The sequence below is a fragment of the Mesorhizobium sp. M7A.F.Ca.MR.148.00.0.0 genome (assembly GCF_003997735.1).
GTDB lineage: Bacteria > Pseudomonadota > Alphaproteobacteria > Rhizobiales > Rhizobiaceae > Mesorhizobium.
Genome location: NZ_RZTB01000594.1, coordinates 1 through 262 on the forward strand (window position 1 = coordinate 1; position 262 = coordinate 262).

Here is a 262-nt window from a genome sequence, read left to right on the forward strand (position 1 = left end):
TTCGGCTCCAAGGCACTGGCGCTCAGCCATGGCGCGGTGGCCGCATGTGCGGCCAGAATGCTCGGCCGGCCGGTGCGGCTGGTGATGACGCGGCCCCAGACTTTTGCGGGCTATGGTGGCCGCGCGGCGACACGCCAGACCGTGACGATCGGCGCCGACACGCAAGGAAAGATCCAGTCGATCGTGCATCGCGGCGTCAACGAGACATCCATCGACGGCATGTGGGTCGAGCCGCTGGGATCGGTCACCTCGATCATGTATG

General features: G+C 66.4%; 1 protein-coding gene. It reads left to right on the forward strand.

The genetic code is table 11. The features are described from left to right. Positions 1-262 (forward strand): molybdopterin cofactor-binding domain-containing protein (locus tag EOB49_RS35455; RefSeq protein ID WP_164782010.1); only part of this gene is annotated, 262 nt, incomplete at both ends.